Genomic DNA, 14,914 nt, shown 5'->3' on the forward strand with positions numbered 1-14,914 from the left:
TTACTCCGCCCGCACGCGTGGATCGAGAAGGGGGTGCAGCAGGTCGACGATGAAGATGGCCGAGGCCACCGCCACGACGGAGATCGTCGCCACCGCCATCACCGTGGAATAATCGCCATAGTTCACCGCATCGACCAGGAGCGAACCCAGGCCCGGATAGTTGAACACCTGCTCGATGATGATGGTGCCCGAAAACACCTGGCCGATGACGATGGCCAGCGCCATCACCTGCGGCACCATCGCATTGCGCATCACATAGCCGCCCACAATGGTGCGGCGCTTGACCCCGGCCAGCTCGGCATAGGTCACATAGTCTTCGGTCACGATATTGGAGACCAGCGCCCGCATGCCGATGAACCAGCCGCCCAAGCCTACCAGAACCAGCGACAGCGCCGGCAGTAGTGAGTGCTGCAACACCGAGAAGATGAATTGCGGTGTAAGGCCCGGCCTTACCTCCATCGAAAAGCCGCCCGAGATCGGCAGTACCGGCCAGAGGAAGCCGAAGATGATGAGGATGATGAAGGCCACGATGTAGTAGGGGATCGGTTGCAAAGCCATGGCTATAACGCCAAAGGCTTTGAGGAAGCGGTTGTCCTGAAAGTAGCCCGCGAGGCCGCCCATGATGTTACCGACAACGAAGGTGATCATCGTCGCTGAAATCATCAGCCCCATGGTCCAGGGCAGACTACGCATAACCAGTTCCATGGCCGGCGTCGGAAATGCCATCAGCGACGCGCCGAGGTCACCACGCACTATGCGCGTCCAGTAGCTCAGATATTGCTGGAACACCGGCTGGTCGGTGCCGAACATCGCCTGCAGGGCCTCGCGCGTCGAGGCGATGGATTCCGGCGACAGGTTTGAGCGCGACGAAAGCCGCCCCAGCACCTGCTCCACCGGATCGATGGGCGACAGATAGGTGATGAAGAACATCCCCGACACGCCGAAGAAGATCACGGCAAACAATTGCAGCAGCCGTTTTCCGGCAAACAGGAGATAACTTCGCATTCGGACTCCTCAACGTCCTTGCGCCGCCATCCACCGCGCACCCCGCCAACAGGGCAGGGCAGGATTTTCACGCGTGGCGGGAAATCCGGGGTGTGGGGCATCTTGTCGGCCTCTGCCCCTTTGCTCCGCCGGAGCATCGGGATTGGGGCGGGCCCTCGAACACAGTTCGATGCGCCGATCCCGTCGCAGAAAGCTTTTTGTTCCGGCGCCGCACCCGGCTCCGCATGGGGGAGGGGGCAGGCCTTTGTTCTGGGGCTCGCTCATCTGGGGAAAAACGTCGGGGGCGCAGTTGCCCGCGCCCCCGCGGGAGCGGCCCGGACTTGGCCGGGCCACCAGGGAGGAGCTTAGCTCGCCGCCGGGGCGATCTGGGTGAAGATATACCGACCGTTCGACCAGTTGGTGACCGGGTTGGCATAGTTGTTCTCGGCGTTCGGCCAGCCGGTCCAGTACTTGTTCGACTGGATGGAGAACACGTTGTAGGCCATGATCGGGATATTCGGCATCTCTTCGAGATGCAGCTTGATGAAGTCGTGGCCCAGCTCGATGCCCTTGGGGTCGTTGAAGTCGACCTTGCGGATGGCTTCGATGATCTCGTCGAGGCGCGGATCCTTCCAGCGCATCCAGTTGCGATCCGGCTGCGACTTGCCGGGCTCGGCGACATAGGCCGAGTGGTAGCTGTCCATGAAGAAGCTGAGGTCGGGGTGACCGCCCCAGGTTTCCACGGCCCAGGCGATATTGACTTCATAGTCGCCGACGCGCTGGCGATCCCAGGTGGTGGCATCCACCATGGCGGAAGCGCCGATGCCGTTCTGGGCCCAGGTCTGGGCGATGATCACGCCGAGACGATTGACCACGCCTTCCTGCGGCACCATCACGGTGAAGTCGAATGGCGAGCCATCCGGCATCATCCACTTGTTGCCGTTCTTGGTGAAGCCGGCCGAGGTCAGCAGTTCTTCTGCGGCCTGGATATTCTGCTTCCACCAGCCATAGCCGAAGGCGTTGCGCACCGCCGTTTCGTCGGTCGGCACGGCGTCGCCGAATTGCGGGCGCACCATGTCGGCGATCTGCGTGCCGATATTGGGATCGTAGGGCTTCACCTTGCTGGTGCCCGTATCGATCTCGTAGTTAATCATGAACTCCTGCAGCGGCGCATGATAGTCGCGCGGATGCGTGCCGGTCGGGGGCACCGAAATGGCCGAGAGCGTCGCCGCGCCGCGATAGGACGCCATCGACATGGAGCGCGCATCCAGCATCAGCGCCAGGGCCCAGCGCACGCGCTTGTCCTGGAATTTCGGGTTCTGGTGGTTGAAGATCGCCATCACCAGCGTCGGATCGGGATGGGCATAGGGGAAGCCCGGGAACCAGCCCTGGATCTGCGGGTCCTGCTGCACCACCGAGAACGTGCCTTCCGGCGTCAGGTCGTGCACCATGTCGAGATTGCCGTTGCGGATCTCGATCAGGCGGTTATCCGTGGTGATGTTGTTGCGATAGATGATGTATTTCGGCTTTGGCTCGGCAATCATGCCCATGGCCGTGCGCTGCCAGTCCTCGCGCTTCTGCCACACATACCAGGTGCCGTTCGGGTCGAACGAATGCAGCGTGTAGGGACCGATGGAGACGGGCGGATTGGCCTCGTAGGTGAGAATGTCGACATTCTCATAGACATGCTTGGGCATGATCCAGGCGGCGGTCCAGCGCACGCAGAACAGGGCGTGGAAACGCGAATTCGGCGCCTTGAGCTTGAAGTGCACCGTATATTTGTCGGGGGCGGTGACTTCGGCGACCTGGTTGGAGAAGGCGCCGTTATAGGGCGTGCCGGGGGTTGAAGCCTGCTTTTCGACCGTGAACACCACGTCGTCGGCAGTGAACTCGACGCCATCGCTCCAGAAAATGCCCTGCTTGAGCTTCACGGTCATTTCCGAGAAGTCGGCATTATATTCCCAGAGGTCGTCGGCCAGCGAATTGTAGATGGCGTTCTCGCTCGCGCCTTCAACGCCGGCATCCGGATCGATGAACCACAGCGTGTCGGTGGTCAGGTTGTGGGTGCCGTTGGAAATGCCGTTGCCGGCGCCCACTGCCCACAGATTGAACCAGCCCGGATTGCGGATCACGCCTTCCGGATTGTGGACGATAACGGTTTCGTTGCGGGGGAATTGGGTGAGGTCGGGCGCCGAACCCTCCTGCGCCATGGCCAGGCCATTGCCCGCCACCATGATTGCGCCGACGGCCGTCGTGCCGATCAGAAAACTGCGTCTATCCATCGATGTCCTCCCAGTTGACGCGCTTGTTGCGCGTTTGCGGCGGGCTCAGGGCCTGCACCATAAGTCATACTTAACCTCCCCATTCAGGTTGTCAATGGAGGTTGTGATATAAATCCAAATCTATGATATAAAATACAAAAGGGCGCATCCCGAGGGATACGCCCTTTGTTTTCAAGCCTTTGGTCGAGGCGCGCGGAGATATGTCATTTCCCCCTCGCGCCTCTGTGACCGCGCCCTCATGGCTGTCCAGCCCGCAAGAGGCGGACAGCCATTTCACTCTGCCTGAGCCGGGCCTCAGATCTTCACGCGCACCATCTGGTAGGAATAGGGCGGCAGGGCGACGCTGAGCTTGCCATCGGCAATGCGGGCGCCTTCGCCCTTCTTCGGCGCGACTTCATCCTGCTTCTTGGCGGTGTTCACGGCCTTGAGGTTCGGATGCGTCATCACCTGGTGATCGATCACAGTGCCGCCGGCAAAGCCCTGGAGGCTCACTTCGGTCTCGATGCTCTCGCTGGTGTGGCGGTTAACCAGGAAGAAGGTCAAAACACCCTCGTCCTCGTTATGCACGCCCGAGATGTCGACGAAGGGGGTGTCGGCGGCATGGGTGGTTTCATAGCCGGGCGACGACGTCACCAGCTGCAGTGCCGTACCGCGGCCATAGACCGAAGCGAAATAGTACGGGTAGTAGATGGTCTGCGCCCAGGCCGGGCCGCCCTTTTCGGTCATGATCGGCGCGATCACGTTCACCAGCTGCGCGATACAGGCGATCTTCACCACATCCGAACGGCGGATGAAGGTATTGAGGATCAACCCCACCATCAGCACGTCTTCGAAATTGTAGATGTCCTCGAGCAGGCCCGGCGCATGCGGCCAGCCATCATTGCCATCGAGGATTTTGCGGTCCTGCTGGTTGGAGTGGTACCAGACGTTCCACTCGTCGAAGGAAATATAGATATCCTTCTTGCTCTTCTTCTTGGCTTTCACCTGCTTGATGGTAGCCGCGACCGTGTCGATATAGCGCTCCAGCTTGTGGCTGAGGCCCAGATAGTTCGGCGTATTGTCGTCGCGATTGGCGAAGTACATGTGCAGGCTGATATGATCGACGTGATCATAGGTGTGCTCGAGCACGATGCGTTCCCAATCCGGGAAGCTGGGCATGTCCATATGCGAGGAGCCGCAGACGATCAGCTCGAGGCTCTTGTCGAACATGCGCATGGCACGGGCGGTGTTGGCGGCCAGCTTGCCATATTCGTCGGCATCCTTGTGGCCAACCTGCCAGGGGCCGTCCATCTCGTTGCCGAGGCACCACATCTTGACGTTCCACGGCTCCTTGCGGCCGTTCTTGATGCGCAGGTCGCTCCAATAAGAGCCGCCCGGATGGTTCACATATTCGAGGAAATTGCGCGCATCGTCGACGCCGCGCGAACCGAGATTGACCGCCAGCATCATTTCGGTGCCCACGGTTGCGCACCAGTCGGCGAATTCATGCACGCCCACGGCGTTGCTTTCCGAGGTATGCCAGGCCAGGTCCAGGCGGGTCGGGCGCTCCTCACGCGGGCCGATGCCGTCTTCCCAGTTATAGGCCGACACGAAATTGCCGCCCGGATAGCGCACCACCGGCACGTTGAGCTTTTTCACCAGCTCGGCCACGTCGCCGCGCATGCCGTCCTTGTCGGCGCTCGGATGGTCCGGCTCGTAAATACCTTCGTAAACGGCACGGCCGAGATGCTCGAGAAAAGCCCCATAGACACGGTCGTCGATTTTCGAGATCGTATAGTCCTTGTTCGCGATAACGGACGCTTTCACCGTGTCCTCCACTAATTCCGTTTTTCTGATTTATATCAGCTAAGCGGTTTTAGCGGCGCCCCGTTGCGCTTGCAAGCGTCATTTGTATGATTTTTATGTGGCATTTTTGGTGCCCACCAGAGCAGGGACGTGCAGCCGAGACTCCGGCAATGCCGGCCGGTCTCAGCCCGCGACATGCAGCCTCAGCAGGATATCCTGGTCATAGTTGCCGAAGCCGCGGCCGAAAATATTGATGCCGCCCGGATGCTTGGCATCCTCCTTGACCGCAATGCGCAGCCGGATCGAGTGGTGATTGGCCAGGTCCAGATCGGCCAGCGAAACCGGCGAAATCTTCATGCCGTCGATAAAGGTGCCGTTTTCCGTCACCCGCCAGCTCTTGAGCTTGCCATATTGGCTGCCCTTGAGCTTCCACCAGTCCGGGGTATAGACGCCGCGCTTGTCGCCGAAATCCCCGGTCGACAGCCAGGTGCCGATCTCGGTGCCGTTGACGGAAAGCGTAATGTCGCTGGGCCAATCGGCCGAAGTCCCCGGCACTTCCGAGCTCAGTTCCAGCGAAAATTCCATGCTTTCAATGGTGTTCTGTGCCAGCTTGGCATTGTTGGGAAATTGGTATTCCACATAGCCGCGCGTGAACCAGATCAGGCCTGTTTTCATCCGTTCCGGATCGAGAAAGGTGTCAGGCACATCCAGCAGGCCGATAATCCCTTCGGTCGAGCAAAGCCCGCACGGCGCCGAGACGTCGCAGCTGGTATAGAGCCCCAGCGGCATCGCCACTTCAATCGTGTTGGAGCGCAGCTGGCCGATATCTTCCTTGAACATCACCAGCACCTCGTCAAAGGTGGAGTGGCAGATCTTCTGGTTGCCCTTGCGCGCCTTCTGCGTTTCGGTGCGGATCAGCCCGGCATTTTCCAGAATCTGCAGGTTGGTCGACACCGTAGATTGCGGCAGGCTCAGGCGCTCGGCAATGTCATTGCCATTGAGCGGCCCCTCAATATGCAGCAATTTCAATATTTTGACACGAATAGCGGACGCCAGGCCCTTGAGAACGTCTAGGTCCTCTTCGGGATCCACGACAAGGAAATTGCGGCTCATGCTGCGACTAACGACACCCAATGAAGATCAGTATTGTGTATCAGTAAATATGAAACAGTCAAACAAACTGTCATATTGATGACGTAATCGGGCTAATTTCCTTGGCCTTCGCGGCTATCACGATTACCGATTTGAATGCGTGCCCATGGTCTCCTGCAGCAATGGCATCAATGCCAACGCCCCTGAACAGGGTATGCGCTGCCCGAAATCCCGCGCTAATTTGCCCCTATCCTTGGGAGGTTCCGCCGCCATGTCTTTTGCCCGCCTTTGCGTCATCGCCAGCCTGGCGCTCCTGGCCACGCCCGCCGTCGCCGGCACGGTGACGCTGGTCTCGGACAGCTATTCGCTGAGCCACCCCGTCCCGCATCTGCATTTCGAGGGGCCGGTCGTGGAAGGCGATGTCGATCAGCTGAAAACGCTCTTCGACGCCAATATCGCCTGCGGTTTCGAGCAATTGCCGGTTGAAGGCGGCAATTGCGCCGTCATCACTCTCGAAAGCCCCGGCGGCAATTATGTCGAGGGCCTGACCATGGCTCAGTTCCTGCGCGACAACCGCATCGCCTCCGTGGTTGAGGCGGGTGCCGAGTGCTATTCCGCCTGCGCCTTCGCCTTTCTCGGCGGCACCGGCTATTCCACCCAGGACGGCATCGGCGTCTATATCGATCGCATGGTCGCCCCCGGCGCCATTCTCGGCTTCCACGCGCCCTATTTCGCCCCGGATGCGCTCGATGGCCTCGTTGCGCAGTTCGGTCTCGACGAGGTGCTCGGCGCCACCCGCGGCGATATCGCCATCATGGTGCGCGAACTGGTGAACTGGAATGTCGATGCCAATGTGCTCGGCTACATCGTCTCCATGGGCCCTGATGAGACCTATGACATCACCACCGGCGAGGACTATTTCCTCACACGCAGTGCCCTACCGCCCGAACTGGCCATCGACGATCAGAAGACCAGCCTGGGCGATGCTGTCTACAATGCCTGCATCTATCTGCTGTCCGAGCATGAGAGCACATTTCCCAGCACTCTGATTGATCGCATCACCGAAGCCGCCATGACCGAGATTGGCAAGGACTCCACCGGCGCCGCCATCACCGGTTATCGTCTCGGCCCCGATAATCCGCTCGGGCTCACCTTCTGCGGCTTCCCGTCCGCGCAACTTGAAGGCAATGGCGACGCCGATATCGCCCTCTATACCGGCGCCGGCATAGAGGGCGACATTCGCCCCATGCTCACGCTTTTCTTCCGCCCCAATGGCTGGTCCAGCCTCGGCGGCACCGGCAATGTCGCCCGCTCCATCTTCCAGAAGGGCGCCATGACCACGATGTTCCTGAGCCCGGTCGGCGAAGTGACGCGGGACCTGTTCTTCTAGAACCGCAAATGTACAGGCGCACCGCGCCTTCCCCACCCACGATCGTAACCCTCGGGCTTGCCCCGAGGGCTTTTCGCTTGCCGGTGCCTCCGAAAGTTCAGGCCCCTCGGGTCAAGCCCGAGGGTGACGTGTGGTGGTTGTGTCGTCGCCCCCCGCTCTCCCACTCCGCGGAAAATCCCCACGCGCCCCCGCGACACCTCTTCGACTAAAGCATAACTTTCTCCCGCGCCCTCGACCTGTTTTCTAGGGCGCCCGCCTGGGGAGGCGGTAACCCCTAAGGGAGAGATCGATGTCCGAAGACAAGGCCCAGAGCCTCCGCGAAGCCGCGCTGCATTTCCACGAATATCCGCGCCCGGGTAAGCTGGAGATCACCCCCATCAAGCCTCTGGCCAATACGCGCGACCTCTCGCTCGCCTATTCCCCCGGCGTCGCCACCCCCTGCGAAGAAATCGCCGCCAATCCCGCTGACGCCTATCGCTATACCTCCAAGGGCAATCTCGTCGCCGTCATCTCCAACGGCACGGCTGTGCTCGGCCTGGGCAATATCGGCGCCCTGGCCAGTAAGCCGGTGATGGAAGGCAAGGCGGTCCTGTTCAAGAAATTCGCAGGCATCGATTCCATCGATATCGAGGTCAACGAGCAGGACCCCAAGAAATTCATCGAGATCGTCGCCCCGCTGGAGCCGACCTTCGGCGGCGTCAATCTTGAGGACATCAAGGCCCCCGAATGTTTCGAGATCGAGGAAGCGCTGCGCGAGCGCATGAATATCCCGGTCTTCCACGATGACCAGCACGGCACCGCCATCATCGTTGCCGCCGCCGTCATCAATGCCATGCGTCTCGTCGGCAAGGACATTTCCAAGGTCAAGATCTGCACGTCGGGGGCAGGGGCCGCCGCCATTGCCTGCATGAACATGCTGATCGCTGTGGGCGCCAAGCGCGAAAATATCTGGATCGCCGACTCCAAGGGCCTCGTCACCAAAAAGCGCGACAATTCCGTCGATCGCTGGCGCGGCGCCTTTGCCCAGGACACCGACAAGACCGAGCTGGCGGAGGTCATGGACGGCGCCGATATCTATGTCGGCCTCTCCAAGGCCGGGGCGCTGAAGCCCGAAATGATGAAGAACATGGCCCCCAATCCGCTGATCCTGGGCCTCTCCAATCCCACACCGGAAATCATGCCGGAACTGGCCAAGGAAGCCCGTCCCGATGCACTGGTCTGCACTGGTCGCTCGGACTATCCCAATCAGGTCAATAACGTCCTCTGCTTCCCCTTTCTCTTCCGCGGCGCGCTCGATTGCGGCGCCACCATCATCAACGAGGAGATGAAGGCCGCCGCGGCCCACGCCATCGCCAAGCTGGCGCATGAGCCGGGCCTCGAAGCCACCGCCCATGGTGTGCCGGCGATTTTCGGACCCGACTATCTCATTCCCAATCCTTTCGATCAGCGCCTGATCCTGCGCATCGCCCCGGCCGTCGCTAAGGCGGCGATGGATTCTGGCGTCGCCACCCGCCCCATCGCTGATTTCGACGCCTATCGGGATCAGCTCCGCCGCTTCGTCTTCCGCTCCGGCATGGTGATGAAGCCGATGATCGAGCGCGCCCAGGCCGCCAATAAACGCATCGCCTTTGCCGAAGGCGAGGACGAGCGCGTGCTGCGCGCCGCTCAGGTCATTCTCGAAGACGGCATTGGCAAGCCGATCCTCATCGGCCGCCCCTCTGTGATTGAATCAAGATTGGAGCGTTTCGGGCTAACCATCCGTCCGGGCAGCGATTTCGAGATCATCAACCCCGAAGACGACCCGCGCTATCGCGACTATGTCGCCGATTTCCACGCACTGGTCGGCCGCAAGGGCGTTACCCCCGACACCGCCCGCACCATCGTGCGCACCAACACCACCGTCATCGGTGCCTTGGCCGTGCGTCGCGGCGAAGCCGATGCACTGATTTGCGGTTTGCAGGGCCGCTTCATCAAGCATGCCCGCGATATCCACTCGATCATCGGGCTGTCCGAGGAGTCCAACCAGCTCTCGGCCCTCTCCATGCTGCTGCTCAATCGCGGTGTCTTCTTCCTTGCCGACACCTATGTGAATATCGACCCCACCGCCGATGAACTGGTGGCCATCACCTTGCAGGCCCGCGACCACCTCAAGCGCTTCAACATCGAGGCGCGCGCCGCGCTGCTCAGCTATTCCAATTTCGGCTCCCGCGACGGCGACACCTCGATCAAGATGCGCGAGGTCTACGACAAGCTCAAAGCCGTCGCCCCCGACCTTGTCGTCGAAGGCGAAATGCAGGGCGATCTGGCCGTCAATGCCGAACTGCGCTCCCGCTACATTCCGGACTCGGTGCTGTCAGGCGAAGCCAATCTCCTGGTCTTCCCCAATCTTGAAGCCGCCAACCTCTCAATGACCCTGCTCAAGGAGCTCAATAACGGCCTCCATATCGGCCCCATCCTCATGGGCACCAAGCAACCCGCGCACATCGTCGCGCCCACCGTCACCAGCCGCGGCCTCGTTAACATGGCCGCCATCGCCGCCACCGAAGCCGCAGGCCGACTTTAAGCCACTGTGAGAGTGTGGGCGTACCGACCTCTTGGTATCTACTGGCCGTCACCCTCGGGCTTGACCCGAGGGCGTTTCGGTTTGGGGCAGGCATAACGCCTTGGCCAACGCACCTTCCGCCTTTCCACGGCCACGGTTTGCGCTATCACTAGTCACACCCGCTTTGGGAGAGGCGGGCCGGAGGAAGCACATCCATGACATTTCGCGCCCTGGTCACCACAGCCCCAGTCGACGGCAAGAGCCAATCCAGCATCGAGACCCTCGATGACGCCCGGCTGCCCGACGGCGATGTGACCGTCGATGTCGACTGGGCTGGTCTCAACTACAAGGACGGCCTTTGCCTCACCGGCCAGGGCGGTCTCGTCCGCAGCTATCCCCACGTCGCCGGCATCGACTTTGCCGGCACCGTTCGCTCAAGCGACGATTCCCGTTACACGAGCGGCGACAAGGTCGTTCTGACCGGTTGGCGCGTCGGCGAAACCCATTGGGGCGGCTATGCCGAGCGGGCGCGCGTCAAGGCCGACTGGCTGGTGCCACTGCCGTCTGGCCTTTCCACCCGCGACGCCATGGTCATCGGCACGGCCGGGCTCACGGCCATGCTGGCCATCAACCGCCTTGAGGCCCTGGGTATCACCCCCGCGTCCGGCGAGTTGCTGGTCACCGGCGCCGCCGGCGGCGTCGGTTCCATCGCCATCGCGCTGGCCCGGCGCCTCGGCTATTCCCTCACCGCCCTGTCCGGCCGCCCCCAGCACGCCGCTATGCTGCAGGCGCTGGGCGCTAGCACCGTGCTCGATCGTGCCGAGTTCCTGGCCCAGCCGGACAAGCCGCTCGAAACCGCCCGCTACGCCGCTGCCATCGACTGCGTCGGTGGCGATATCCTGGGCAAGCTCCTGCGCCAGATCGCCTATGGCGGGGCTGTCGCCAGCCTGGGCAATGCTGCCGGCATCGCCCTCAACACCAATGTCCTGCCTTTCCTGCTGCGCGGTGTCACTCTGGCCGGCATCGACAGCGTCATGCAGCCCTATGACGCCCGCATCGCCGCCTGGTCCCGCCTCGCCGGCCTCTTCGATTTCGCCGCCTATGACGCCAATGTCGAAGACGTCGGCCTCGCCGCCCTGCCGGAGAAAGCCGCGCAGATCCTCAAGGGCGAGGTCCGGGGCAGGGTGCTGGTCAACCCGAAGGCGTGAACGCGCCGGCTAGGCGTCGTGTCTAGCCCAGCGTCACATGCGGATAGCGCCCGACATTGGCGAGCAGGTCCGGTTCGATCACCTCAGTCCAGCGCATGCCGGCAATGGCGTGCTGATAGCTGCCGCTGACCTGGTTGGCTGACAGCATCGCTGCACCGGCATCCTCAACCACGCTCACGCCAATGCCGATCGTGCAATCGCTGACGACATTGGACGACACCACCACATTGCGCAAAAACGGCCCCCAGCCGGCCGCAATCCCAGCGCCGGGCACATTGGCCACCACATTGCCAGTGACCGTGGTTTCGGCCTCGATGAAAATGCCGATCGGAATGGTATCGGGGTTCACCGCCGATTTCGGGGTGATATTGCGCACGATATTGCCAGTGCACACCGCGATCTGTCCGCCCGAATCCAGATTGGTGATCGAAATCCCGGTCGCCGCGCCGTCCACCACATTATTGGCCACCACCGAGCCGGAAAACGCGAATTCGGAGAAGATGGCGACCTCGCCGCAGTCGCGACAGACATTGCCGCTGATCTGGGTATTCTTGGTGGTGTTGAGCCGCACTGCCGTGAAGGCGCAGTCAGAAATGTGGTTGTCGGCGACGATCACCTCGTCAGCGCGAAACACATTGATGCCATTGCCGTTCTGGCCATTGCCGCCGCCGCGCCAGTCGATTTCCGAGATTCGGTTATTGACGATGATCGACCCATCCGGCCCCTCGACCGAGCGCCAGACCCGTACCCCGGCATTGCCGCATTTGGCAATGCGATTGCCCGTAATCACCAGCCCACGACTATCCATGGCATGAATGGCCGCATCGCCATGCCCCAAAAAGTCGCAATCGCGGACCGTCACCGCCGCCGAGTGGATGCCCAGCGCCACGCCGGGACTTTCGCGAAAACTGCACCGCTCCAGCACGACGCCCTGCGCTGCTTCGATCCCCAGCAGCGCCTCGCTGCCGCTGTCGCCGACAAAGCCGATATCGCGCAGCACCACGTTCGACTGCCCCGAAATCGTGCCCACGGCGCTGCCGGCCGCGATCAGCCAGGTCGCGCCCGGCACGCCCTCGATAACAACATTGCCCGGGATCGAGAGCCCATAGACCACGAACCGCCCCGGCGGCAGGCTGATGCGCCCGCTGGCATTGGCCAGCAGTGCCGATTGCAGCGCCTGGGTCTGGTTGCCATCCGGAGTGAGCGGTACGACCTCCGCCCGCGCCAGGCTTGGCGCAAAGGCTGCAAGGCCGGCAAGACCAGCGACCACATGACGACGATTGGGCATGACATTCTGCATGCTCCGATCATGCCAGCTTTCGCCGGCCTTGCGGGCGGAACCGCTGGGTTTGGTGAATGAATGTGCCATTTGCTCAATGCCGTGCCACCGCGCATATGCGTTCCAGCTTGGCGGTGTCGGGCCGGGTGGCTATAACGGGCTCAGTTTCTAAGCATATGGCAGGTTCGGCATGCTCGTTGACGGCAAGATCTATCTCGGGGCGAGCGACCGGCCGGAATATCTCAATCTCAAATACGGCAATCGCCACGGCTTGATCACCGGCGCCACCGGCACCGGCAAGACCGTGAGCCTGCAGGTCCTGGCCGAAGGCTTTTCCGCCGCCGGCGTCCCCGTCTTTGCCGCCGATATCAAGGGCGACCTTTCCGGCATCGCCAAGATGGGCCAGGCGCAAGGCTGGCAGACCAAGCGCGCCGAGGATATCGGCTTCACCGACTACCACGACGACGTCTTTCCGGTGATCTTCTGGGACCTGTTCGGCAAGCAGGGGCATCCGGTGCGCGCCACCATTTCCGAGATGGGCCCGGTACTGCTCGCCCGCATTCTCAACCTCAACGACACCCAGGAAGGCGTGCTCAACATCACCTTCCGCGTTGCCGACGAGGAAGGGCTGCTGCTGCTCGACCTCAAGGATCTGCGCGCGCTTTTGGGCAATGTGCAGGAGCGCGCCAAGGAAATCTCCGGCCGCTACGGCAATGTCACCACCGCCTCCATCGGCGCCATTCAGCGCGCTTTGCTGGTGCTCGAACAGCAGGGCGCCGACCATTTCTTCGGCGAGCGGGCGCTCGCGATTGCCGATCTCATGCGCGTCGATGCCGATGGCCGCGGTTTCGTCTCCATCCTTGCCGCCGACCAGTTGATGCAGTCGCCGCGCCTCTACGCCACTTTCCTGCTCTGGCTGCTCTCCGAGCTCTTTGAAGAGCTTCCCGAAGTCGGCGATGTCGACAAGCCCAAGCTGGTCTTCTTCTTCGACGAAGCGCATCTCCTCTTTGACGATGCCCCCAAGGCGCTGATCGACAAGGTCGAGCAGGTGGTCAAGCTGATCCGCTCCAAGGGCGTCGGCGTCTACTTCGTCACCCAGAACCCCGTCGACATTCCCGAAAGCGTGCTGGCCCAGCTGGCCAACCGCGTGCAGCATGCTTTGCGCGCCTACACTCCGCGCGAGCAGAAGGCGGTCAAGGTCGCCGCCGACACCTTCCGTCCCAACCCCGCCTTCTCTACCGCCGAGGCCATCACCCAATTGGGAATCGGCGAAGCACTGGTTTCGGTGCTCGAGGACAAGGGCGTGCCCTCCATGGTGGGCCGCACCCTCATTCGTCCGCCATCAGCCCAGGTCGGCCCCATCACCCCGGCGGAGCGCGATTTCATCATCGCCAATTCCCCGGTGGGCGGGCTCTATGACACCGTCATCGATCGGGAATCTGCCTATGAGGTGCTGCAGAAGCGGGCCCGCGAAAAGCAGCTTGCCGACGAACGCGCCAAATACGATGCCGAGCGTCAGGCCGACGCTGACCGCTATGCCAAGGAACGTGAACGGCTGGAAAAGGCGGCCGCACCCCGCCGCACCTCAACCCGCCAGACGCCGACCGAAGCGGCCGTCAATTCCTTCGCCCGCACCGTCGCCAATCGGCTGGGCAATGCCCTGGTGCGCGGCATTCTCGGCGGCCTCAAGGGAAAACGCTGACCCATGTCCGGTCTCCAGCAAACCACACCCGTCATCGGCATCTTCGCTTCCGACAAAGGCCCCGGCGATCCCGAACGCGCCAGCCTGATGGGCGAGGCCGGGCGCCTCTTCGCTCGCCGCGGCGTGCGCCTGGTCTGCCTGGCTGAAAACGACGCCCTGCCTGTGCCATTGATCACCGCCGCCCGCGCCGCTGGTGGCACTGTCGATGTGCTGGCCGATGCCAGCATCGTGCTGCCGCCGGCTCTGGCCAATGTGCCTGTCTCTGTGGTGCCTGAGCGCGCCGCGCGTCATGCTCAGCTGGCGGCGATGTCGACAATTCTGGTGGTCCTGCCGGGCTCACTGGCCTCGGCCACCGCGCTGTTCGAGACCTGGTCGTCCACGCCCTCGCGGCCCATCGTCTTCCTCAATCGCCACCGCGCCTTCGAAGTGCTGCGCGGCTTTGCCGGCGACGTGCTGTCCCATGCGGTGCCCGGCTATGACCGGAACCTGCAATTCGCCGACACTGTCGAAGACCTCTGGAACAAGGTCAATTGGCTGCTGCAACAGCAGACCGCCTAAAGCCGCTCAGACCCGCGGCTCGAAACCCGGCCCACTGCCGTTGGGAAACAGCGGCACCACATTGTCGGTGAAGCGGCGGTTCGGGTTGGGCT

The 14,914-nt window shown here is 62.1% G+C and carries 10 protein-coding genes; 5 read left to right on the forward strand and 5 right to left on the reverse strand.

Annotated features, from left to right (window positions below):
* The 4 genes from BGO80_RS16630 to BGO80_RS16645 all read right to left on the reverse strand — a co-directional run bounded on the left by BGO80_RS16630 (position 1) and on the right by BGO80_RS16645 (position 6,164).
* Complete coding sequence (locus BGO80_RS16630) at positions 1-1,005, reverse strand: ABC transporter permease (protein ID WP_126150688.1); 1,005 nt, start codon at positions 1,003-1,005, stop codon at positions 1-3.
* 344 nt (positions 1,006-1,349) lie between these two features.
* Positions 1,350-3,266 carry an ABC transporter substrate-binding protein gene (locus BGO80_RS16635; protein WP_286722394.1) on the reverse strand — a complete coding sequence of 639 codons (1,917 nt, stop codon included), beginning with the start codon at positions 3,264-3,266 and terminating at the stop codon, positions 1,350-1,352.
* 294 nt (positions 3,267-3,560) lie between these two features.
* Positions 3,561-5,072, reverse strand: coding sequence for an arabinosylfuranosidase ArfA (gene arfA / locus BGO80_RS16640; protein ID WP_286722395.1), 1,512 nt, complete (start codon positions 5,070-5,072; stop codon positions 3,561-3,563).
* 162 nt (positions 5,073-5,234) lie between these two features.
* Entirely contained in the window at positions 5,235-6,164 is a 930-nt protein-coding gene (locus BGO80_RS16645; protein WP_286722396.1) for an ArsR/SmtB family transcription factor, read from the reverse strand.
* A gap of 250 nt (positions 6,165-6,414) precedes the next feature.
* On the opposite strand from BGO80_RS16645, the gene BGO80_RS16650 reads away from it, so the two are divergent.
* The 3 genes from BGO80_RS16650 to BGO80_RS16660 all read left to right on the forward strand — a co-directional run bounded on the left by BGO80_RS16650 (position 6,415) and on the right by BGO80_RS16660 (position 11,283).
* A complete protein-coding gene (locus BGO80_RS16650; RefSeq protein WP_286722397.1) occupies positions 6,415-7,533 on the forward strand; it encodes a COG3904 family protein in 1,119 nt (372 codons plus the stop codon).
* Positions 7,534-7,822: 289 nt separating this feature from the next.
* The gene (locus tag BGO80_RS16655) at positions 7,823-10,096 is read left to right on the forward strand and encodes an NADP-dependent malic enzyme (protein ID WP_126150684.1); all 2,274 of its coding nucleotides are present in this window, start codon (positions 7,823-7,825) and stop codon (positions 10,094-10,096) included.
* Between the two features lie 194 nt (positions 10,097-10,290).
* The gene (locus BGO80_RS16660) at positions 10,291-11,283 is read left to right on the forward strand and encodes an MDR family oxidoreductase (protein WP_286722399.1); all 993 of its coding nucleotides are present in this window, start codon (positions 10,291-10,293) and stop codon (positions 11,281-11,283) included.
* A 22-nt stretch (positions 11,284-11,305) separates the two neighbouring features.
* Here the strand turns inward: BGO80_RS16660 and BGO80_RS16665 are convergent, their stop codons facing one another.
* Positions 11,306-12,652 (reverse strand): TIGR03808 family TAT-translocated repetitive protein, encoded by a 1,347-nt coding sequence (locus BGO80_RS16665; RefSeq protein ID WP_286722401.1) that lies wholly within the window; start codon positions 12,650-12,652, stop codon positions 11,306-11,308.
* A gap of 100 nt (positions 12,653-12,752) precedes the next feature.
* On the opposite strand from BGO80_RS16665, the gene BGO80_RS16670 reads away from it, so the two are divergent.
* Together BGO80_RS16670 and BGO80_RS16675 are read left to right on the forward strand one after the other, a co-directional pair.
* Positions 12,753-14,264 (forward strand): helicase HerA-like domain-containing protein, encoded by a 1,512-nt coding sequence (locus tag BGO80_RS16670; protein ID WP_286722402.1) that lies wholly within the window; start codon positions 12,753-12,755, stop codon positions 14,262-14,264.
* A gap of 3 nt (positions 14,265-14,267) precedes the next feature.
* A complete protein-coding gene (locus BGO80_RS16675) occupies positions 14,268-14,822 on the forward strand; it encodes an LOG family protein (RefSeq protein ID WP_286722403.1) in 555 nt (184 codons plus the stop codon).
* Positions 14,823-14,914: the final 92 nt, after the last annotated feature.

The organism is Devosia sp. 63-57 (genome assembly GCF_001899045.1).
Taxonomy (GTDB): Bacteria; Pseudomonadota; Alphaproteobacteria; order Rhizobiales; family Devosiaceae; genus Devosia; species Devosia equisanguinis.